The organism is Variovorax sp. J22R115, from assembly GCF_030317005.1.
Classification (GTDB): domain Bacteria; phylum Pseudomonadota; class Gammaproteobacteria; order Burkholderiales; family Burkholderiaceae_C; genus Variovorax.
Genome location: NZ_JASZYM010000007.1, coordinates 159,864 through 177,571, shown reverse-complemented (window position 1 = coordinate 177,571; position 17,708 = coordinate 159,864). Strand labels below are relative to the sequence as shown.

At 64.1% G+C, this 17,708-nt stretch carries 18 protein-coding genes; 13 read left to right on the top strand and 5 right to left on the bottom strand.

What is annotated here, in order from left to right; translation table 11 throughout:
- Nucleotides 1-15: 15 nt before the first annotated feature.
- Nucleotides 16-1,368, bottom strand: a complete 1,353-nt coding sequence (locus tag QTI04_RS14320) for a dicarboxylate/amino acid:cation symporter (protein WP_286616227.1) — start codon at nucleotides 1,366-1,368, stop codon at nucleotides 16-18.
- Between the two features lie 148 nt (nucleotides 1,369-1,516).
- Nucleotides 1,517-2,605: a tartrate dehydrogenase gene (locus QTI04_RS14315; protein ID WP_286616226.1), complete on the bottom strand. Its 1,089-nt coding sequence runs from the start codon at nucleotides 2,603-2,605 to the stop codon at nucleotides 1,517-1,519.
- Nucleotides 2,606-2,726: 121 nt separating this feature from the next.
- On the opposite strand from QTI04_RS14315, the gene QTI04_RS14310 reads away from it, so the two are divergent.
- A complete protein-coding gene (locus QTI04_RS14310; protein WP_286616225.1) occupies nucleotides 2,727-3,656 on the top strand; it encodes a LysR substrate-binding domain-containing protein in 930 nt (309 codons plus the stop codon).
- Here the strand turns inward: QTI04_RS14310 and QTI04_RS14305 are convergent, their stop codons facing one another.
- A complete protein-coding gene (locus QTI04_RS14305; RefSeq protein WP_286601919.1) occupies nucleotides 3,657-3,899 on the bottom strand; it encodes a hypothetical protein in 243 nt (80 codons plus the stop codon). It abuts the gene before it with no gap.
- Between the two features lie 163 nt (nucleotides 3,900-4,062).
- Here QTI04_RS14305 and QTI04_RS14300 point away from each other — a divergent pair, with 163 nt between their 5' ends.
- On the top strand, nucleotides 4,063-4,341 hold the full coding sequence (locus QTI04_RS14300) for a GIY-YIG nuclease family protein (protein WP_286616224.1): 279 nt from the start codon (nucleotides 4,063-4,065) through the stop codon (nucleotides 4,339-4,341).
- Nucleotides 4,342-4,475: 134 nt separating this feature from the next.
- Here QTI04_RS14300 and QTI04_RS14295 read toward each other — a convergent pair whose 3' ends face one another.
- Nucleotides 4,476-4,691 (bottom strand): serine hydrolase, encoded by a 216-nt coding sequence (locus tag QTI04_RS14295; protein WP_286616223.1) that lies wholly within the window; start codon nucleotides 4,689-4,691, stop codon nucleotides 4,476-4,478.
- 241 nt (nucleotides 4,692-4,932) lie between these two features.
- Between QTI04_RS14295 and QTI04_RS14290 the strand changes: the two genes are divergently transcribed.
- The 4 genes from QTI04_RS14290 (at nucleotide 4,933) to QTI04_RS14275 (ending at nucleotide 8,980) form a co-directional block, all read left to right on the top strand.
- Nucleotides 4,933-5,973 (top strand): tripartite tricarboxylate transporter substrate binding protein, encoded by a 1,041-nt coding sequence (locus QTI04_RS14290; RefSeq protein ID WP_286602955.1) that lies wholly within the window; start codon nucleotides 4,933-4,935, stop codon nucleotides 5,971-5,973.
- Between the two features lie 84 nt (nucleotides 5,974-6,057).
- The gene (locus QTI04_RS14285; RefSeq protein ID WP_286616222.1) at nucleotides 6,058-6,579 is read left to right on the top strand and encodes a tripartite tricarboxylate transporter TctB family protein; all 522 of its coding nucleotides are present in this window, start codon (nucleotides 6,058-6,060) and stop codon (nucleotides 6,577-6,579) included.
- 21 nt (nucleotides 6,580-6,600) lie between these two features.
- A complete protein-coding gene (locus QTI04_RS14280) occupies nucleotides 6,601-8,130 on the top strand; it encodes a tripartite tricarboxylate transporter permease (protein ID WP_286602952.1) in 1,530 nt (509 codons plus the stop codon).
- A gap of 13 nt (nucleotides 8,131-8,143) precedes the next feature.
- Nucleotides 8,144-8,980, top strand: coding sequence for a cytidylate kinase family protein (locus QTI04_RS14275; RefSeq protein WP_286616221.1), 837 nt, complete (start codon nucleotides 8,144-8,146; stop codon nucleotides 8,978-8,980).
- A gap of 15 nt (nucleotides 8,981-8,995) precedes the next feature.
- On the opposite strand, the gene QTI04_RS14270 is transcribed toward QTI04_RS14275, so the two are convergent.
- Nucleotides 8,996-9,604 (bottom strand): Crp/Fnr family transcriptional regulator, encoded by a 609-nt coding sequence (locus QTI04_RS14270; RefSeq protein ID WP_286602950.1) that lies wholly within the window; start codon nucleotides 9,602-9,604, stop codon nucleotides 8,996-8,998.
- Between the two features lie 184 nt (nucleotides 9,605-9,788).
- Here QTI04_RS14270 and oxc point away from each other — a divergent pair, with 184 nt between their 5' ends.
- The 7 genes from oxc (at nucleotide 9,789) to QTI04_RS14235 (ending at nucleotide 17,690) form a co-directional block, all read left to right on the top strand.
- On the top strand, nucleotides 9,789-11,525 hold the full coding sequence (gene oxc / locus QTI04_RS14265) for an oxalyl-CoA decarboxylase (RefSeq protein ID WP_286616220.1): 1,737 nt from the start codon (nucleotides 9,789-9,791) through the stop codon (nucleotides 11,523-11,525).
- 31 nt (nucleotides 11,526-11,556) lie between these two features.
- Nucleotides 11,557-12,816, top strand: coding sequence for a formyl-CoA transferase (gene frc, locus QTI04_RS14260; protein ID WP_286616219.1), 1,260 nt, complete (start codon nucleotides 11,557-11,559; stop codon nucleotides 12,814-12,816).
- A 121-nt stretch (nucleotides 12,817-12,937) separates the two neighbouring features.
- Nucleotides 12,938-13,375 (top strand): PAS domain S-box protein, encoded by a 438-nt coding sequence (locus QTI04_RS14255; protein WP_286602947.1) that lies wholly within the window; start codon nucleotides 12,938-12,940, stop codon nucleotides 13,373-13,375.
- 34 nt (nucleotides 13,376-13,409) lie between these two features.
- Complete coding sequence (gene frc / locus QTI04_RS14250; protein WP_286602946.1) at nucleotides 13,410-14,657, top strand: formyl-CoA transferase; 1,248 nt, start codon at nucleotides 13,410-13,412, stop codon at nucleotides 14,655-14,657.
- 239 nt (nucleotides 14,658-14,896) lie between these two features.
- Nucleotides 14,897-16,012 carry an ADP-forming succinate--CoA ligase subunit beta gene (gene sucC / locus QTI04_RS14245; RefSeq protein WP_286602945.1) on the top strand — a complete coding sequence of 372 codons (1,116 nt, stop codon included), beginning with the start codon at nucleotides 14,897-14,899 and terminating at the stop codon, nucleotides 16,010-16,012.
- A gap of 1 nt (nucleotide 16,013) precedes the next feature.
- Complete coding sequence (gene sucD, locus QTI04_RS14240; protein WP_286616218.1) at nucleotides 16,014-16,913, top strand: succinate--CoA ligase subunit alpha; 900 nt, start codon at nucleotides 16,014-16,016, stop codon at nucleotides 16,911-16,913.
- A 9-nt stretch (nucleotides 16,914-16,922) separates the two neighbouring features.
- Nucleotides 16,923-17,690 carry a fumarylacetoacetate hydrolase family protein gene (locus QTI04_RS14235; protein ID WP_286616217.1) on the top strand — a complete coding sequence of 256 codons (768 nt, stop codon included), beginning with the start codon at nucleotides 16,923-16,925 and terminating at the stop codon, nucleotides 17,688-17,690.
- Nucleotides 17,691-17,708: the final 18 nt, after the last annotated feature.

Below are 17,708 nucleotides of genomic sequence, written 5' to 3'. Positions count from 1 at the left end.
CTGCACTCGTCGGGATCAAGCCGCGATCCGCACGCCGCCCACGGGGTGCACTGGCTTCACGTCGTTGGCAGCTTCGTCGTCGCCTTCGTACAGCGCGTCCAGGTCTTCCGGATCGCTCTTGCCGTCGAGCACCTGTGCCAGGCGTTGACGATCGACTGCCCCCACCCAGCGGCCGATGGCGATGGTGCCCACCGCGTTGCCGATGGTGTTGGTGATGGCGCGCGCTTCCGACATGAAGCGATCCACGCCGAGCAGCAGCACCATGCCGGCGACGGGAATCTTGCCCATCGATGCGAGCGTTGCCGCCAGGGTGATGAATCCGGAGCCGGTGACGCCGGCGGAACCCTTGGACGTCAGCATCAGCACGCCCAGCACCACGAGCTGGTCCGTCAACGTCAGTGGCGTGTTGGTGGCCTGGGCAATGAAGATGGCCGCCATCGTGTAGTAGATGCACTGGCCGTCCGGGTTGAAGGTCAGGCCCGAGGGCACGACCAGGCCGACCACCGGCTTCGAGACGCCGGCGTGCTCCAGCTTGCGCATCAACTGCGGCACCACGGATTCCGACGAGCTGGTGCCGAGCACCGTAAAGAGTTCGTCCTTGATGTACTTCAGGAACTTCCACAGGCTGAATCCCGACAGCCGCGAGATCACTCCCAGCACCAGCGCGATGAACAGGAAGCAGGTGAGGTACATCGTGCCCATCAGCTTGCCGAGCGAGACGACGGAGCCGAGGCCGTACTTGCCCACCGTGAAGGCCATGGCGCCGAACGCCGCCAAGGGGGCCAGCCGCATGATCATCCCGACGATCGCGAAAACGCCATGCGTGAACGAGTCGAGGAAGTCCACCACCGGCTTGGCGCGCGGGCCGATGTGGGATAGCGCGACGCCGAACATCGTGGCGAAGACGAGGATCTGCAGGATGTCGTTGCGCGCCAAAGCATCGATGACGCTGGTCGGCACCAGGTGCAGGACGAAGTCGACGAAGCCTTCGGGCTTGGCGCTGGCGGCCGTGTAGCTTGCGATCGCCTTGGTGTCGAGCTGCGTCGGATCGATGTTCATGCCCTTGCCCGGGCCCACGACATTGACCACGATCAGCCCCAGCGCGAGGGCGAAGGTCGAGAGGATCTCGAAATAGATGAGGGCCCGGACGCCGACGCGGCCGAGCTCCTTCATGTTCTCCATCCGGGCGATGCCCAGCACCACGGTGGCGAAGATGATTGGTGCGAACACCATCTTGATCAGCTTGATGAAGATGTCGCCCAAGGGCTTGAAGTCGCTGCCGGTGTTGGGCATGAAGACGCCGAGAGCTGCACCGGCGAACACGCCGATGAGTACCTGGACGTACAGCTTTCCGAAGAAGCGGCGCATGGTTTGTCTCCTGATGGATGTGTGGGCACGAGTTCGCCCCGGCAGCGCTAGGCGGCTGCTTTGGGTGGAGAGGCGGCGCGTGCCCGCGCGGCCACTCAGTACAGGAAGGAAGACCCGGCCGCCGCGTGGTGGCCGGGGTCAGGGGCCGTCAGGCCGCCTTGCGTTGCGCGCGGCCGGTGACTTGGTCGCACACGGCCTGGGTGACTTGCGCCGTCGTTGCCGTGCCGCCGAGGTCGCGGGTGTGCAGCGAGACGTCGGCCGTCACCGCTTCGACTGCTTTCATGACGCGTTGGGCGGCGTCGGTCTCGCCGAGGTGCTCCAGCAGCATCACAACCGACCAGAAGGTGCCGACCGGGTTGGCGAGGCCCTTGCCCATGATGTCGAAGGCCGAGCCGTGGATGGGCTCGAACATCGATGGATAGCGGTGCTCGGGGTCGATGTTGCCGGTGGGCGCGATGCCCAGGCTGCCGGCGAGCGCGGCCGCCAGGTCGCTCAGGATGTCGGCGTGCAGGTTGGTCGCCACGATGGTGTCGAGCGAAGCCGGGCGGTTGATCATGCGGGCCGTCGATGCATCGACCAGTTCCTTGTCCCAGGTAACGTCCGGGAACTCCTTCGAGATCTGCAGCGCGATCTCGTCCCACATCACCATTGCGTGGCGCTGGGCGTTGCTCTTGGTGATGACGGTCAGCAGCTTGCGGGGGCGGGACTGCGCCAGCTTGAAGGCGAAGCGCATGATGCGCTCGACGCCGGCGCGGGTCATCATCGAAACGTCGGTCGCGGCTTCGATCGGGTGGCCTTGATGCACGCGGCCGCCGACGCCAGAGTATTCGCCTTCGGAGTTCTCGCGAACGATGACCCAGTTGAGGTCGTCCGGGCCGCAGCGCTTGAGGGGGCCGTCGATGCCCGGCAGGATGCGGGTGGGGCGCACGTTGGCGTACTGGTCGAAGCCCTGGCAGATCTTCAGGCGCAGGCCCCAGAGCGTGATGTGGTCGGGGATGTGCGGATCGCCGGCGGAGCCGAAGAGGATCGCGTCCTTGTCGCGCAGGGCGTTCAGGCCGTCGTCCGGCATCATCACGCCGTGCTCGCGGAAGTAGTCGCCGCCCCAGTCGAAGTCCTCGAACTCGAACTTGAAGCTGCTGCTGGCCGAGGCCAGGGCCTCGAGGACCTGCTGGCCCGCCGGAACGACTTCCTTGCCGATGCCGTCGCCGGGAATGGTCGCGATCTTGTACGTCTTCATGAATTTGTCTCCGTTGGGTGGGTGGTGAAGGGGTATGGGTACTGTAAGAACTCGACGCCCCCTTGGCACGGCGCTAAAGTGAATCCATTGTTAACCTGAACTCAACAGTGGAGGCGCACCCATGAGCAGCGGAATCCAGCCAGCGGACCTCGGCTTCTTTTCAACGCTTGCCAGCGCCGGGAGCCTGAGCGCCGCGGCACGCGAACTCGGCATCACGACCCCCGCCGTAAGCAAGCACCTCGCGCTGATGGAGTCGCGTGTCGGTGTGCTGCTGGTCAACCGGTCGACGCGCCGCATGAGCCTCACGCCCGAAGGCGAGCTGTACCTGGAGCATGCGCGACGCATCCTCGGCGAGATCGACGGCATGGAGGAATTGCTCGGGCTCTCGAAGGCGACGCCGAAAGGTCTGCTGAGGGTGAATGCCACGCTGGGCTTCGGCCGCAGCCATGTGGCGCCGCTGATCTCGCGCTTCGTGCGCAAGTACCCGCAGGTGGAGGTGCAGCTCCAGTTGTCGGTCAATCCGCCATCGCCGACCGAGGACCTGTTCGATGTCTGCGTGCGCTTCGGCGCTCCGCCGGACAGCCGGATCATCGCCAGGAACATCGCGGCCAACCGCCGCCTGCTGTGCGCGGCTCCGTCCTATCTGGCAAAGCGGGGTATTCCGAAGGTTCCGAACGACTTGACGAAGCACAACTGCATCGGCATCCGCCAGGGCGAGGAAGCCTTTGGCGTGTGGCGCCTGGCGAGCGGAAGAGGCCGCAATGCGAACACCGAGGCGGTGAAGACGCGGGGCAACCTGGCCACCAACGATGGCGAGATCGCCGTGAACTGGGCCCTGGACGGCCACGGGATCCTCATGCGGGCCGAGTGGGATATCGAACGCTACCTTCGCAACGGTCGGCTCGTGCAGGTCCTGCCGCAGTACTTCACACCGGACGCGGACATCTACGCGGTGTATCCGCAGCGCCACCAGTTGGCGGCGAGGGTCCGGGCCTTCGTCGACTTCCTGGCGCTTTCCTTCACCCAGCAGGCAGCGGGTGCGAAAACGTAGCTAGCAGAGGTGCAGGTGCCCGCCGTTCAGCGCGATGTATTGCACGTACTTGCGCCACGCCTCCTGGGCGGCCCGGGCGCTCGTCTTTGCCGTTTCGATGGCCTGATCGGGCGCCGGAGCGCCATCGTCCTTCAGGAACACTCTGAATGCCTCGTTGGCTGCACGCTGTGCCCGTCGGGCCAGCGCATCGGCTCTTGTTGCCTCGGCCCTCAACTGGGCTGCATCGTCGTTGAACGGATTCATGACACCTCCATGTACGAAATAGGTTCTCAATTTTGATGGGGCCAGTTTAGGTTTGCAGCAGAAATTGGGAAGGCGCCTGAAGCGATATGCGGGAAGGAATACTGCATGCTCATACAGCAGGCTTGTGGGGATGGCTTCGCGAACCGCCCTGCACAATCGACGCGTGCCTCGAACACTGCCTGACCCACCACCCAAGCCCTACTGGCTCTACCTCCTGGAATGCGAGGACGGCGTGTACTACGCGGGGATCGCGCTCGACGTGGAGCAGCGCTTCTTTCGGCACGTATTCGGACTGGGCGCCAGGTTCACACGCGCGCGGCCTCCGGTGCGGGTGCTTGCAGCCCGCGAATATCCCACCAAGGGCGATGCACTGCGAGCAGAAGCCAGGCTCAAGGCGCTGCCGCGCGCCAGGAAGCTGGCGTTCTTCGACGTCGCGGCGTAGTCGTCTTGGGGGATCTCAACTCAGGCCGCGGGCACCGCGGCACCCACCTGCTGGTACACCGCCATCTCGAAACCGATCAGCGTCTCGATGACGGCCGAACTCCGGGAGGATGGACTGAACGGTGGCGTCGAGGCTCAGTCGTCCTGCTCCACGAGTTGCAGTGCTGCCGTCGTGGCCACGGCCTTCGTCATCGACGCGTTGCGGAACAAGGTGCGCGCGCTCGCTTCGCCGGCAGCGTGCTGGAACAGCTGGCCGTTGCGGTCGACCACCACCGCCGCAACGCCGTGCAAGGCGCCCTTCGATACGGCGCCGTCCAGTAGTGCCGCGATGGTCGAACCGTTGAATGCCATGGTCGTCTCCGATGTTCTGGGCGGGGAATCCGCGCGCGAACATTCTGCGCCCGACAGGCGGGAGGGCGCGACTCTCGGGCGCCACATTGCTGCGGGTAACCCCGATGCCGATTCTTCGGAAAATTGACCACGGTCAAGCCGCGTTTCCACGTTGGCGTCGCAGCATCACTACCCACCGGAACTTGAGATCAGGTTCCGCCAAAAAGAACAACGTGTGAATCCACGACCTACAGGAGACAACATGATCAAGAACCTTTTTTCGCGCTCGTTTTCCGGCGCCGCAAGGACTTCCGCCGTCGCCGTCTCGGTTGCGGCGGCACTGCTTGCGGTGTCAGCGCCTGCCTTGGCCTGGGAGCCCACCAAACCCGTCGAGTTCATCGTTCCCGCCGGGACAGGCGGTGGAGCCGATCAGATGGCGCGCCTGATGCAGGGCATCATCGTCAAGCACAAGTTGATGAAGGAACCGCTCATCGTCGTCAACAAGTCGGGAGGCGCCGGCGCAGAAGGCTTCCTGGCGGTCAAGGAAGCCAAGGGCGACCCCCACAAGATCGTCATTTCGCTGTCGAACCTGTTCACGACGCCCATGGCGACCGGCGTGCCTTTCAACTGGAAGGACATGAGCCCGGTTGCGATGATGGCGCTCGACCAGTTCGTCCTGTGGACGAACGCAAGCGAGCCCTACAAGAACGCCAGCGAGTACGTCGCGGCAGTCAAGGCGGCGGGGCCGAACAAGTTCAAGATGGGCGGCACGGGCTCCAAGCAGGAAGACCAGATCATCACGGTTGCACTCGAGAAGGCCACCGGCATCAAGTTCATTTACGTCCCCTTCAAGGGCGGCGGCGAAGTCGCAGTGCAACTGGTGGGCAATCACGTGAATTCGACCGTGAACAATCCGATCGAAGCGGTCGCCCAGTGGCGGGCCGGCCAGCTTCGTCCGCTGTGTGTCTTCGACGCCCAGCGCATGCCGTACAAGGGCAAGGTCACCGATACCCAATCCTGGAACGACATCCCGACCTGCAAGGAAGCCGGCGTTCCGACCGACTACACGATGCTGCGCGGCATCTTCATGCCTGCCGGCGTGACGGCCGATCAGAAGGCCTTCTACGTCGATCTGCTGACCAAGATCACCGCGACGCCGGACTGGAAGGAGTACATGGAGAAGGGCGCGTTCAATCCGACGTTCATGACCGGTGATGCATTCACCAAGTGGCTTGGCGAGGCCGAGGCCGCCCACCGCACGCTCATGACCGAAGCCGGATTCATGGCGGGCGCGAGCAAGTAAGCCCCTGCTTTCCATCGATCGTTCAGAGGGGCGCGTGTCAAGGCCGCCCGCCCCTCATCCCGCCACAAATTGATTGGAGGCTCCATGGAGCAGAGCGAAGAGTCCGTTGCCGCCCCGCGCACAGGCATCGCGACCTATGTGGTCGACGCAGCCGTCGCGGTGGTCCTGCTGGTCATCGGCATCGTGGTGATCGTCGAGAGTCGCAGGCTCGGCGCCGGCTGGACCAGCGACGGTCCGGGTTCGGGCTACTTCCCCTTCTGGATTGGCGTGATCGTATCGGTGTCGGCCGTGGGCATCCTCTACCAGGCCTTGCTCGGCAAGAACAGGAACACCGAGGTGTTCGTGGATCCGGTGCAGTTGAAGCGGGTGATGTCGGTCCTGGTGCCGGCGACGGTGTATGTACTCGCTGTCACCTTCCTCGGGTTGTACGTTGCATCGGCGATCTACATCGCGCTGTTCATGATCTTCCTGGGCCACTACTCGCCCCTGAAGAGCACGCTGGTGGCGGTGGCCGTCAACGTGGTCTTCTTCTTGATGTTCGAGGTCTGGTTCAAGGTGCCACTCTTCAAAGGCTCGCTCGACCCCCTTCGTTTTCTCGGCTACTGAGTTCCTAGGAGAACGCACACCATGGAAGAAGTCAGTGCCCTGATGCAGGGCTTTTCGGTGATCCTCACCCCCATGAACATCCTCCTGATGTTCGTCGGGATCATTCTCGGGGTACTCATCGGCGTGCTGCCCGGCCTGGGCGGTGCCAACGGGGTGGCGATCCTGCTTCCTCTCACATTCACGATGTCGCCGACCTCGGCCATCATCATGCTGTCGTGCATCTACTGGGGTGCATTGTTCGGTGGGGCCATCACCTCGATCCTGTTCAACATCCCCGGTGAGCCGTGGTCGGTGGCGACCACCTTCGACGGCTATCCGATGGCCCAGGATGGACGCGCCGGCGCTGCCCTGACGACTGCATTCACCTCGTCGTTCGTGGGTGCCTTCCTCGCGGTGGTGATGATCACGTTCATGGCGCCGCTGGTGGCCAAGTTCGCGCTCAAGTTCGGCTCGCCCGAGTTCTTCGCCGTGTACCTCCTGACCTTCTGCAGCTTCGTCGGCATGGGAAAGGGATCGCCCTTCAAGATCCTGGCGTCGATGGCGCTCGGCTTCGCGCTGGCCAGTGTCGGGATGGATACCGTGACGGGTCAGTTGAGGCTCACATTCGGGCAGTCCGAGCTGATGCGCGGCTTCGACTTCCTGATCGCCGTGATCGGCCTGTTCGGCATCGGCGAGATCCTGTTGTCGATGGAAGAAGGGCTGAAGTTCTCCGGCAAGACCGCCAAGATCGACCCCAAGGTCGTGCTCGAGACCTGGAAGCAGCTCCCGAAGTACTGGGTCACCTCCCTTCGCAGCGCCCTGGTCGGCATCTGGATGGGCATCACGCCGGGTGGCGCCACGCCAGCTTCGTTCATGAGCTACGGATTGGCGAAGAAGATGTCGCGCAAAGGGTCCAAGTTCGGCACCGGCGAGATGGAAGGTGTCGTGGCGCCGGAGACCGCGGCGCACGCCGCCGGAACCAGCGCGCTGCTGCCGATGCTGGCGCTGGGGATTCCCGGTTCGCCAACGGCTGCCGTGTTGCTGGGCGGGTTGCTGATCTGGGGTCTGCAACCTGGACCGCTGCTTTTCGTCGAGCAGAAGGACTTCGTGTGGGGCCTGATCGCCAGCATGTACCTGGGCAACATCGTCGGGCTCATCGTGGTCCTGAGCACCGTGCCTCTGTTCGCATCCATCCTGCGCATCCCGTTCTCGATCATCGCGCCGGTCATCATCGTCATCTGTGCCATCGGCGCCTACACGGTGCACAACGCGATGCTCGACATCTGGTTCATGCTGGGCTTCGGCATCGTGGGCTACCTGTTCAAGAAACTCGACTTCCCGCTGGCGCCGCTCGTGCTCGCGCTGGTGCTCGGCGACAAGGCCGAAGACTCGTTCCGGCAAGCGATGCTGGTGTCGCAGGGCGACGTCATGATCATGTTCTCGAACCCTCTGGTCGGCGGCATCACCACCCTCGCACTGGCGCTGCTGTTCTGGCCCCTGCTCTCGAAGGCGTGGGGGCTGATCAGGCCGATCAAGGTGGACGAGCTGGCCGCCGAGCGCCCGCTGGATTGAACAGGGAGCCGACATGCCAGTCATCGCAATGACACAGGAGATGGGCTCGCTCGCCAAGGACGTTTCCGTCGAGCTCGCGCAGTCACTGGGATTGAGGATCGTGCGCCACGAGATTGCCGAGCACGTGGCCAATCGGATGCACGTGCCGCAAAGCCTCATCGGTCGCCTGCGCGAGGGCAAGGCAGGGCTGGTCGAGCGGCTGACCACCGACCAGCGCAGCGTGGCCCTGTACACGGCCGAAGAACTGTACGACCTCGCCGACCGCGGCGACGTCGTCCTGCGGGGGTGGGGCGCAACCTGCCTGTTGCGCCCGGTTCCGCACATCGTGTCCGTGCGTATCACCCGCTCGATGCGCAAGCGCGTCGAATGGTTGATGCGCGATCTCGAGACCGATGACGCCGAATTCGCCGAAGCCGAGATTCGTCGCAGCGACCAGGCTCACGCATCGCGCATGCACGAACAGTTCGGCGTCACCTGGGGTGATCCGCTTCTCTACGACCTGGTCCTCAACACCGATCGAATCTCGGTGCAGAGCTGCGTGGAGCAGATCAGTCTTCTGGTGCGCCGTCCGGAGTTTGCCGAAACCGCCGAGTCGCGGGCGCTTCTCTCGGGCATGGCCTTGGCGGCCCGCGTGAAAGTGGCGCTGAAAGACCATCCGGCGACGCGTGCCATCAGCATCACCGTCGAGGCGACCAGCGGGCGCATCACGATGCGCGGCATCGTCCTTGACGATGAAGAGCGGACGCAGGCGGAGAGCGTCGCCGCGGACGTCGCCGGCGTGACCGATGTCGACAACCAGCTCAAGCTGATGTCGAGCACCAGGCGCTTCGCCTCGTCCAAGCAGACCTGAGCGCGCCGCGGCGCCTCAGATCTTGCCGCGCTTCTTGAGCCGGCTCAGCGTTTCGGCCGAGAGGTTGAGGTACGAAGCCAGTTCCTTGCTCGGGATGCGGTCGATCAGTTCCGCGTGCTTGCGGATGAACCGGTGCACGCGCCCGGGTGCGTCGAGCAGGTGAAGGGTGATGGTGTGCGCCATGATCTCGCTCATCCCTCGCATCACCATGAACTCGAACAGTTCCTTCGCGAGCGGGCGCTTCTTCAGGAATTCGACCCATTCCTGCAAGGGCAGGCTCGCCACACGGGCCTTGGTCACGCAGACGATGCCGTACGGCGTGGGGGTGCCCAGCCGGAAGGCGGCGTAGCTGGTTTCCATGTCGTGCTCGTCGGCGAAGCGCAGGATCATTTCCTTGCCCTGTGCATTGCTCACGACCCGCTTGAGGATGCCGTCGAGGATGAAGTACTGCTCCATCTCGCGCACGCCCTGATTGAGAAGGAACTCGCCCTTGTTGCCGTCCACGATGGTGAGATGGGCCTCCAGCTCGGCGCGGTCGCTATCGCTCAGATCCTTGAGCAGCACGTTCTGCCGTAGCTGTACACGAATGACGTTTTGTTCTGGATGTTTCGAAAGAAGGGTCACTTCGCTCTCGTGGGGTTTTCCCCGCGTTCTGTTTTCCCGAAAGTTGACCGAGGTCAACGGCCGTACCGGGGACGCCGAATGATAGTCCTGACCACGACGCACGGAGTTTTCCGCTGTGCAACCTCCAGGGGTGAGGCTCGGCGTGCGAGTGATCGGATCCGTATTTCGAACTCAAGGAGACAAGATGTCCGCTGTCCTGGCCAACCCGCCGGCAACCTCGCACGAACAAGAAGAACCGACAACGATCGACGGGTTTCACCTGGTCATCGATGCGCTCAAGCTGAACGGCATCGACACGATCTTCGGACTACCCGGTATCCCGATCACCGACCTGACGCGCATGGCGCAGGCGGAAGGCATCCGGGTGATCTCGTTCCGCCATGAGCAACATGCGGGCAATGCGGCGGCGGCAGCCGGCTTCCTCACGCAGAAGCCAGGGATCTGCCTGACGGTGTCCGCTCCAGGCTTCCTCAACGGACTGACGGCGCTGGCCAATGCCACCACCAATTGCTTCCCGATGATCCTGATCAGCGGGTCCAGCGAGCGTGAGATCGTCGACCTGCAGCAGGGCGATTACGAGGAAATGGACCAGCTCGCGATTGCCAAGCCGCTGTGCAAGGCCGCCTACAGAGTCCTGCACGCCCAGGACATCGGCGTCGGCATCGCACGGGCCATCCGCGCCGCGGTGTCGGGTCGCCCGGGCGGTGTCTATCTCGACCTGCCGGCGAAGCTGTTCGCGCAGACCATGGAGGCCGCAGCCGGCAAGAAGTCATTGATCCGAGTGGTGGATCCGGCGCCCCGGCAGATTCCGGCAACCGACGCGGTCCGGCGTGCGCTCGATTTGCTCAAGACGGCGAAGAAGCCCCTGATCCTGCTGGGCAAGGGTGCCGCCTACGCGCAGGCCGATGCCGACATCCGCGCACTGGTCGAGCGGACGGGCATCCCCTACCTGCCGATGTCGATGGCCAAGGGGCTGCTCCCTGACACGCATGCGCAATCCGCCGCGGCTGCGCGTTCCTATGTCCTGCAGGAAGCCGACGTCGTGATGCTGATCGGTGCGCGGCTCAACTGGCTGCTGTCGCACGGCAAGGGCAAGACCTGGGGCGGGCCGAAGCAGTTCATCCAGATCGACATCGCGCCGACGGAAATCGACAGCAACGTCGCCATTGCCGCACCCGTCATCGGTGACATCGGCTCCTGCGTGTCGGCGCTGCTGACGGGCATGGGAAGCGGCTGGGCCAAGCCGCCGGCCGAATGGACCGCTGCGATCGACGAGCGCAAGGACAAGAACCTGTCGAAGATGGCCGTCACCCTGGCAGCCCGGCCCTCGCCGATGAACTTCCAGAGCGCGCTGAGCGTGATCCGCGATGCGGTGAAGGCGCGGCCCGACGCCATCGTCGTCAACGAGGGTGCCAACACGCTGGACTTTGCCCGCAGCATCGTCGACATGTACGAGCCCCGCAAGCGTCTCGATGTGGGCACCTGGGGAATCATGGGCATCGGCATGGGCTTTGCCGTCGCCGCGGCGGTGGTGACCGGCAAGCCGGTAATCGCCATCGAGGGGGACAGCGCCTTCGGCTTCAGCGGCATGGAAGTGGAAACGATCTGCCGCTACAACCTGCCGGTTTGCATCGTCGTCTTCAACAACAACGGTGTCTACAGGGGCACCGACGTCAACGCCAGCGGCGGGGCGGACGTGGCGCCGACCGTGTTCGTCAAGAACGCGCGCTACGACAAGTTGATGGAAGCCTTCGGCGGTGTCGGCGTGCACGCCACCACGGCGGACGAATTGGAGCGGGGCCTGGCCGAGGCCATCGCTTCCGGACGACCGACGCTGATCAATGCCGTGATCGATGAGACCGCCGGCACCGAGAGCGGCCGCATCACCAGCCTGAACCCCAGCGCGGCAAAGAAGAAGTGATTCAAGCAAGTTAACCCAGGAGATCGTCAACATGAGCAGCAACAACAAACCACTGAGCAACATCAAGATCATCGACTTCACCCACGTGCAGGCCGGCCCGGCGTGCACCCAGATGCTCGCCTGGTTCGGTGCGGATGTCATCAAGGTCGAGCGCCCAGGCGCGGGCGATGTCACACGCTCGCAGCTGCGCGACATCCCCGACGTCGATGCGCTGTACTTCACCATGCTCAACAGCAACAAGCGCTCGTTGACGCTGGACACCAAGCAGCAGGAAGGCAAGCTCGTGCTGGAGAAGCTGATCCGCGAGTCCGACGTGTTGGTGGAGAACTTCGGCCCCGGTGCGCTGGATCGCATGGGCTTCACGTGGGAGCGCATCCAGGAACTCAATCCCAGGATGATCGTCGCGTCGGTCAAGGGATTCAGCGACGGCCACCACTACGACGACCTGAAGGTCTATGAGAACGTCGCACAGTGCGCGGGGGGCGCGGCCTCGACCACCGGCTTCTGGGACGGCCCGCCGACCGTGAGTGCCGCCGCCCTTGGCGACAGCAACACCGGCATGCATCTCGCCATCGGCATCCTGACCGCCATCATCGGCCGCGAGCAGACCGGCAAGGGCCAGCGCGTGGCCTGCGCGATGCAGGACGCCGTGCTGAACCTCTGCCGCGTGAAGATGCGCGATCAGCTGCGCCTGGACCGGCTCGGCTTCCTGGAAGAGTATCCGCAGTACCCCCACGGGACCTTCAGCGACGTGGTGCCGCGCGGCGGCAATGCCGGCGGCGGCGGCCAGCCGGGCTGGGTGCTGAAGTGCAAGGGCTGGGAGACCGATCCCAACGCGTACATCTACTTCACCGTGCAAGGCCATGCATGGGCGCCGATCTGCGATGCCATCGGCAAGCCCGAGTGGAAGACCGACCCCGACTACATGACGCCGAAGGCGCGCCAGCCTCACATCACCGACATCTTCGCGACCATCGAGGGATGGCTGGCCGACAAGACCAAGTTCGAGGCGGTCGACATCCTGCGCAAGTTCGACATTCCCTGCGCGCCGGTGCTGACGATGAAGGAACTCCTGCACGACCCGTCGCTGCGCGCCAGTGGCTCGATCGTCGAAGTGCCGCACAAGGAACGCGGCAGCTACTACACCGTGGGCAGCCCGATCAAGTTCTCGGATCTCAAGCCCGAGATCACGGCCTCGCCGCTGCTGGGCGAGCACACCGAGGAGGTTCTGGCTGAACTCGGCTACAGCGCCTCGCAGATCAGCGAGTTGCGCTCGGCGAAGGCGGTGTGACCGCCGGGACACATCGTCGAAGTCGATGTGTCCTTGGGCGGCACCCGCGATGGGTGCCGCTTTTTGTTGGAAGACCAGGAAGCGGAAAAAGATGCCTCACGGAGAACAGGGAGCCAGCGCCATGAACACCGCCATCGACTGTCAGGCACTCGTCGCGGCTGTCGGCGATGCGATCATCGCGTCCGACGCCACCGGCGCCATCACGCTGTGGAATCCGGGCGCCGAGCGCATGTTCGGCTACACCGAGAGCGAGGCCCTGGGCCGATCGCTCGATCTCATCACGCCGGAGCGACTGCGCCAGCGCCATTGGGAGGGCTACCACAAGTCCATGGATACTGGCACCACGAAGTACGGCAATGACCTGCTGCGCGTGCCGGCCACACACAAGGACGGACGCTCGATGTCCATCGCTTTCACGGTGGCCATGCTCTTCGCGCCCGATGGCGCGGTGAGCGCGGTCGTTGCCGTCATTCGTGACGAGACCCAACGCTTCCAAGACGAGCGCGCGCTTCGCAAACGCGTGGCGGAACTCGAAGGATTGGCGGCGGCGGATCAATAGGCAACCCACATAGATCGAGACCGGAGACCCCTGTATGAGCAAAGCGCTGGAAGGCTATCGAATCCTTGACTTCACCCATGTCCAGTCGGGCCCGACCTGCACGCAGCTGCTGGCCTGGTTCGGCGCCGACGTGATCAAGGTCGAACGCGCCGGGGAGGGCGACGCAACGCGCGGACAGCTGCGCGACATCCCGGACGTGGACAGCCTCTATTTCACGATGCTCAACCACAACAAGCGCTCGATCACGGTCGACACCAAGAAGCCCAAGGGTCGGGAAGTGCTGGAAACCCTGATCAAGCATTGCGACGTGCTGGTGGAGAACTTCGCACCCGGCGCGCTCGACCGGATGGGCTTCACCTGGGAACGCATTCATGAGCTCAACCCGAGGATGGTCGTGGCCTCGGTCAAGGGCTTCGGCCCTGGAAAGTACCAGGACTGCAAGGTGTACGAGAACGTGGCGCAGTGCGCAGGCGGCTCGGCATCGACCTCGGGCTTCGACGACGGCCCGCCGATGGTCACCGGCGCCCAGATCGGCGACAGCGGCACCGGCTTGCACCTGGCGCTGGGCATCCTGGCGGCGTTGCTCCAGCGGCACAACTCGGGACGCGGACAGAAGGTGCTGGCACCGATGCAGGATGCCGTCCTGAACCTCTGCCGGGTCAAACTGCGCGACCAGCAGCGGCTCGAACGCACCGGGACGATGCACGAGTACCCGCAGTATCCGGACGGCACCTTCGGCGAGGCCGTGCCGCGGGCCGGCAATGCATCGGGCGGCGGCCAGCCGGGCTCGATCCTCAAGTGCAAGGGCTGGGAGACCGACCCCAACGCCTACATCTACTTCATCACACAGGCGGCGGTGTGGCCCGCCGTGTGCAAGGTGATCGGCGAAGAGGGCTGGATCACCGACGAGGCCTATGCCACGCCGGCGGCGCGGCTGCTGCACCTCAAGCCCATCTTCGCGCGCATCGAGAAGTGGACCATGACGAAGCACAAGCTCGAGGCCATGGAGATCCTCAACGCGTACGACATTCCATGCGGACCCATCCTGTCGATGAAGGAAATCGCCGAAGACGCTTCGTTGCGCGAAAGCGGAACCATCGTGGAGGTCGACCATCCGACGCGGGGCCGCTACCTGACGGTGGGCAATCCGATCAAGATGTCCGACAGCCCGACGCAGGTGAAGCGCTCGCCGCTGCTCGGCGAGCACACGGTGGAGGTGCTTGCGCAACTGGGCTACAGCCAGTCGCAGATCGAGGCATTGCGCGAAGAGCGCGTGATCTGATTCATTTGCAATCGAGCAGCGCAATGACCCGTGATGCATAACTCATGCGTAATGCTCAGCAAAGAATTCTTTAACTATCAATTATTTCTGCAGATTCCTACAGTTGACCGTTAGTCCCAGTCCCAATTGATTTGGCCGCAGCAACGTTCGACTCCAAGGAGACAGTAGTGACAGTTCAGGAATCCGCGGTGTCAGAAGCCTTCCGTCCGGCGACCGCCTGTCGCCCGTTCCGGAAGGTCATGACCATCCACGAATACCAGGCCAAGGAACTGCTGCGGAAATATGGCGTCGACACGCCGCGCGGCCTTCCGTGTGCTTCGGCCGACGAGGCCGCGGAAGCTGCCACCCGGCTCGGTGGCAGGGCGTGGGTGGTCAAGGCGCAGATGCATGCACGGGGCCGGGGCAAGGCGGGCGGCGTGAAGCAGGCATGGTCGGTTGCCGACGTCCGGCGGCTCGCGGAGGGTTTGCTGGGCTCTGCGCTGAGGACACGTCAGACGGGCCCCGAGGGCCGTGTGGTGAAACGCCTGCTGGTCGAGGAAGGCGTCGAGATCGAGCAGAAGCTCTACCTCCGCATGGCAGTGGACCGCGAGTCCGGTTGCGTCGCATTGACAGCATCGAAACCTGCTTCCATGTCGGAGTCAGCCCACAAGCTGCTGATCGATCCCGCCACGGGATGGAAGGCCGCCGAGGCGGACGCCCTTGCGCGGGGCATCGGCCTTGCGGGCAGATCGATCGCAGAGGCGAATGTCCTCATGCGGAAGCTCTACCAGGCCTTCGATGCCAGCGATGCGTCGCGTCTCGAGATCGATCCGCTCGTGGTGACGCGCGACGGCCGCTTGATCGCGCTCGACGCCAGCTTCGATTTCGACTCGAACGCGCTGTTCCGCCAGCCCGACATCGCGGCGATGCGAGACTGCGAGCAGGAAGACCCTGCGGAATTCGAAGCGTCGAACGGCAACATCGGCTGCGTCGTCAACGGCCCCGGTTCGACGATGGCGACGATGGACATGATCCGGTTCTATGGCGGAGCACCGGCCAGCTTCCATGACGTGGGCGGTGCAGCGACCGACGAGAAGCTGTCCGAGGCATTCGAGTTGATGTCGGGCAATCCGAAGGTGGGTGCCATCCTTGTGAGCATGTTCGGCGGCGTCACATCATGCGACGTGCTGGCCCACGGCGTGATCGCCGCGATACGCAAGGTCCGGCTCGCAGTGCCGCTGGTGGTGCACATGAGAGGGACCAGCGAAAGCCTCGGCCAATCCATCCTCGCGCAATCGGGCCTCCCGATCATGAACGCCAACGGCATGGCGGAGGCCGCGGAACTGGTCGTGACCGCGAGTCGGAGAAAGAGCTGAGATGTCGATTCTCGTCAACAAGCACACGAGGGTCATGACCCAGGGCATCGCTTGCGATACGGGACGCTTCCACACGACCCTGTGCCGCGCCTACGGAAATGGCAGGAAGTGCTTCGTCGCGGGCGTCGACGCAGACCAAGCCGGCGAGTTCGTCGACGGCGTTCCGGTCTTCGCCACGGTGAGGGACGCCCGGGCCGCGACCGGCGCCACCGTCTCCGTCATCTACACGCCGCCGGCCCTTGCCGCCGCTGCGATCGACGAGGCGATCGACGCCGAGCTGGATCTGGTCATCTGCGTCACGGAGGGCATCCCGGTCAGGGACATGATCCGCACGCTCGGGCGGCTCAAGGGCAGCCGGACGCTTCTCCTCGGGCCGAACTGCCCAGGTCTCATCACACCGGACGAAATCAAGATCGGCATCATGCCGAGCGACATCCACCAGAGAGGCCGCATCGGCGTGGTGTCGCGTTCGGGCACGCTGGCCTATGAAGCCGCCAGCCAACTCAGGAGCTTCGGCATCGGGCAATCGACGGTGGTCGGCATAGGGGGCGACTTGCCCGGCGGCCTCCAACTCCTCGACGTGCTGAAGATGTTCAATGACGACCCCCGCACCGACGCGGTGATCATGGTCGGTGAGATCGGCGGCGACACCGAGGAGCAGTGCGCGTGCTGGATCCGGGATCACATGCGCAAGCCGGTGGTCGGCTTCGTCGCCGGCGCCGCTGCGCCGCCGCACTGGCGCGCGGGTGACACGGACGCCATCGCTTCCGGCGTCAACGGGAGCGCAGAAGAAAAGATGGCGCTGATGAAGCAATGCGGCATTCACGTCACGCCCAACCCCGCTGAGATCGGCAAGCTGCTGGCATCGCTCGTCATGCCGGACTACCTCCCCTTCGACTGAGAACGCGACATGCATCACCAATGGCTCCGTTTCGACCACGCCGGCAAGACAGGCTTCGGCACTCTCCATGGCGATCACGTTCGGGAGCACCAGGGCGACATGTTCGGAGCCTGTGAGCCCACGGGTCGCATGCTGGCGCTTGCCGACCTCCAGCTGCGCACACCGACCACGCCGGGCAAGGTCATCGCGTTGTGGAACAACTTCCATGCGCTCGGTGAAAAGCTGGGCCTGTCGGTGCCATCGGAACCGCTCTATCTGTTGAAGGCGCCCAACTCCTACTTGGCGCATGGTGAAGTCATCCGCAAGCCCTTGGATGACAGCAGGATCGTGTTCGAGGGCGAGCTCGGCATCGTCATCGGCAAGGTCTGCACGGCGGTGGATGAAGACGATGCGCTGGAACACGTGTTCGGCTACACCTGCTCGAACGATGTGACGGCGGCAGACATCCTGAACCGCGACGTGTCCTTTCCCCAGTGGGTTCGCGCCAAGGGATTCGACACCTTCTGCCCCATGGGCCCGGTGGTGGCAACCGGGCTCGATCCGTCCATGCTCACCGTGACGACCCGTCTCAACGGGGAAGTGCGCCAGAGCTACCCGATCAGCGACATGCGCTTCTCGGTGCCGCAACTGGTCAGCCTGATCTCCTTCGACATGACGCTGCATCCCGGGGACGTCATCCTGTGCGGCACGTCGATCGGCGTTGGTTCGATGAAGGCCGGCAGCCTGATCGAGATCGAGATCGAAGGCATCGGCAAGCTGGGCAACCGCTTCGAGTGAGCCCGCCAGAGAGATTCA

Excerpts from the sequence above, each read along its gene's own strand:
- QTI04_RS14320 (WP_286616227.1), bottom strand. The coding sequence starts at position 1,368 with ATGCGCCGCTTCTTCGGAAAGCTGTACGTCCAGGTACTCATCGGCGTG.
- QTI04_RS14315 (WP_286616226.1), bottom strand. The coding sequence starts at position 2,605 with ATGAAGACGTACAAGATCGCGACCATTCCCGGCGACGGCATCGGCAAG.
- QTI04_RS14310 (WP_286616225.1), top strand. The coding sequence starts at position 2,727 with ATGAGCAGCGGAATCCAGCCAGCGGACCTCGGCTTCTTTTCAACGCTT.
- QTI04_RS14305 (WP_286601919.1), bottom strand. The coding sequence starts at position 3,899 with ATGAATCCGTTCAACGACGATGCAGCCCAGTTGAGGGCCGAGGCAACA.
- QTI04_RS14295 (WP_286616223.1), bottom strand. The coding sequence starts at position 4,691 with ATGGCATTCAACGGTTCGACCATCGCGGCACTACTGGACGGCGCCGTA.
- QTI04_RS14290 (WP_286602955.1), top strand. The coding sequence starts at position 4,933 with ATGATCAAGAACCTTTTTTCGCGCTCGTTTTCCGGCGCCGCAAGGACT.
- QTI04_RS14285 (WP_286616222.1), top strand. The coding sequence starts at position 6,058 with ATGGAGCAGAGCGAAGAGTCCGTTGCCGCCCCGCGCACAGGCATCGCG.
- QTI04_RS14280 (WP_286602952.1), top strand. The coding sequence starts at position 6,601 with ATGGAAGAAGTCAGTGCCCTGATGCAGGGCTTTTCGGTGATCCTCACC.
- QTI04_RS14275 (WP_286616221.1), top strand. The coding sequence starts at position 8,144 with ATGCCAGTCATCGCAATGACACAGGAGATGGGCTCGCTCGCCAAGGAC.
- oxc (WP_286616220.1), top strand. The coding sequence starts at position 9,789 with ATGTCCGCTGTCCTGGCCAACCCGCCGGCAACCTCGCACGAACAAGAA.
- frc (WP_286616219.1), top strand. The coding sequence starts at position 11,557 with ATGAGCAGCAACAACAAACCACTGAGCAACATCAAGATCATCGACTTC.
- QTI04_RS14255 (WP_286602947.1), top strand. The coding sequence starts at position 12,938 with ATGAACACCGCCATCGACTGTCAGGCACTCGTCGCGGCTGTCGGCGAT.
- frc (WP_286602946.1), top strand. The coding sequence starts at position 13,410 with ATGAGCAAAGCGCTGGAAGGCTATCGAATCCTTGACTTCACCCATGTC.
- sucC (WP_286602945.1), top strand. The coding sequence starts at position 14,897 with ATGACCATCCACGAATACCAGGCCAAGGAACTGCTGCGGAAATATGGC.
- sucD (WP_286616218.1), top strand. The coding sequence starts at position 16,014 with ATGTCGATTCTCGTCAACAAGCACACGAGGGTCATGACCCAGGGCATC.
- QTI04_RS14235 (WP_286616217.1), top strand. The coding sequence starts at position 16,923 with ATGCATCACCAATGGCTCCGTTTCGACCACGCCGGCAAGACAGGCTTC.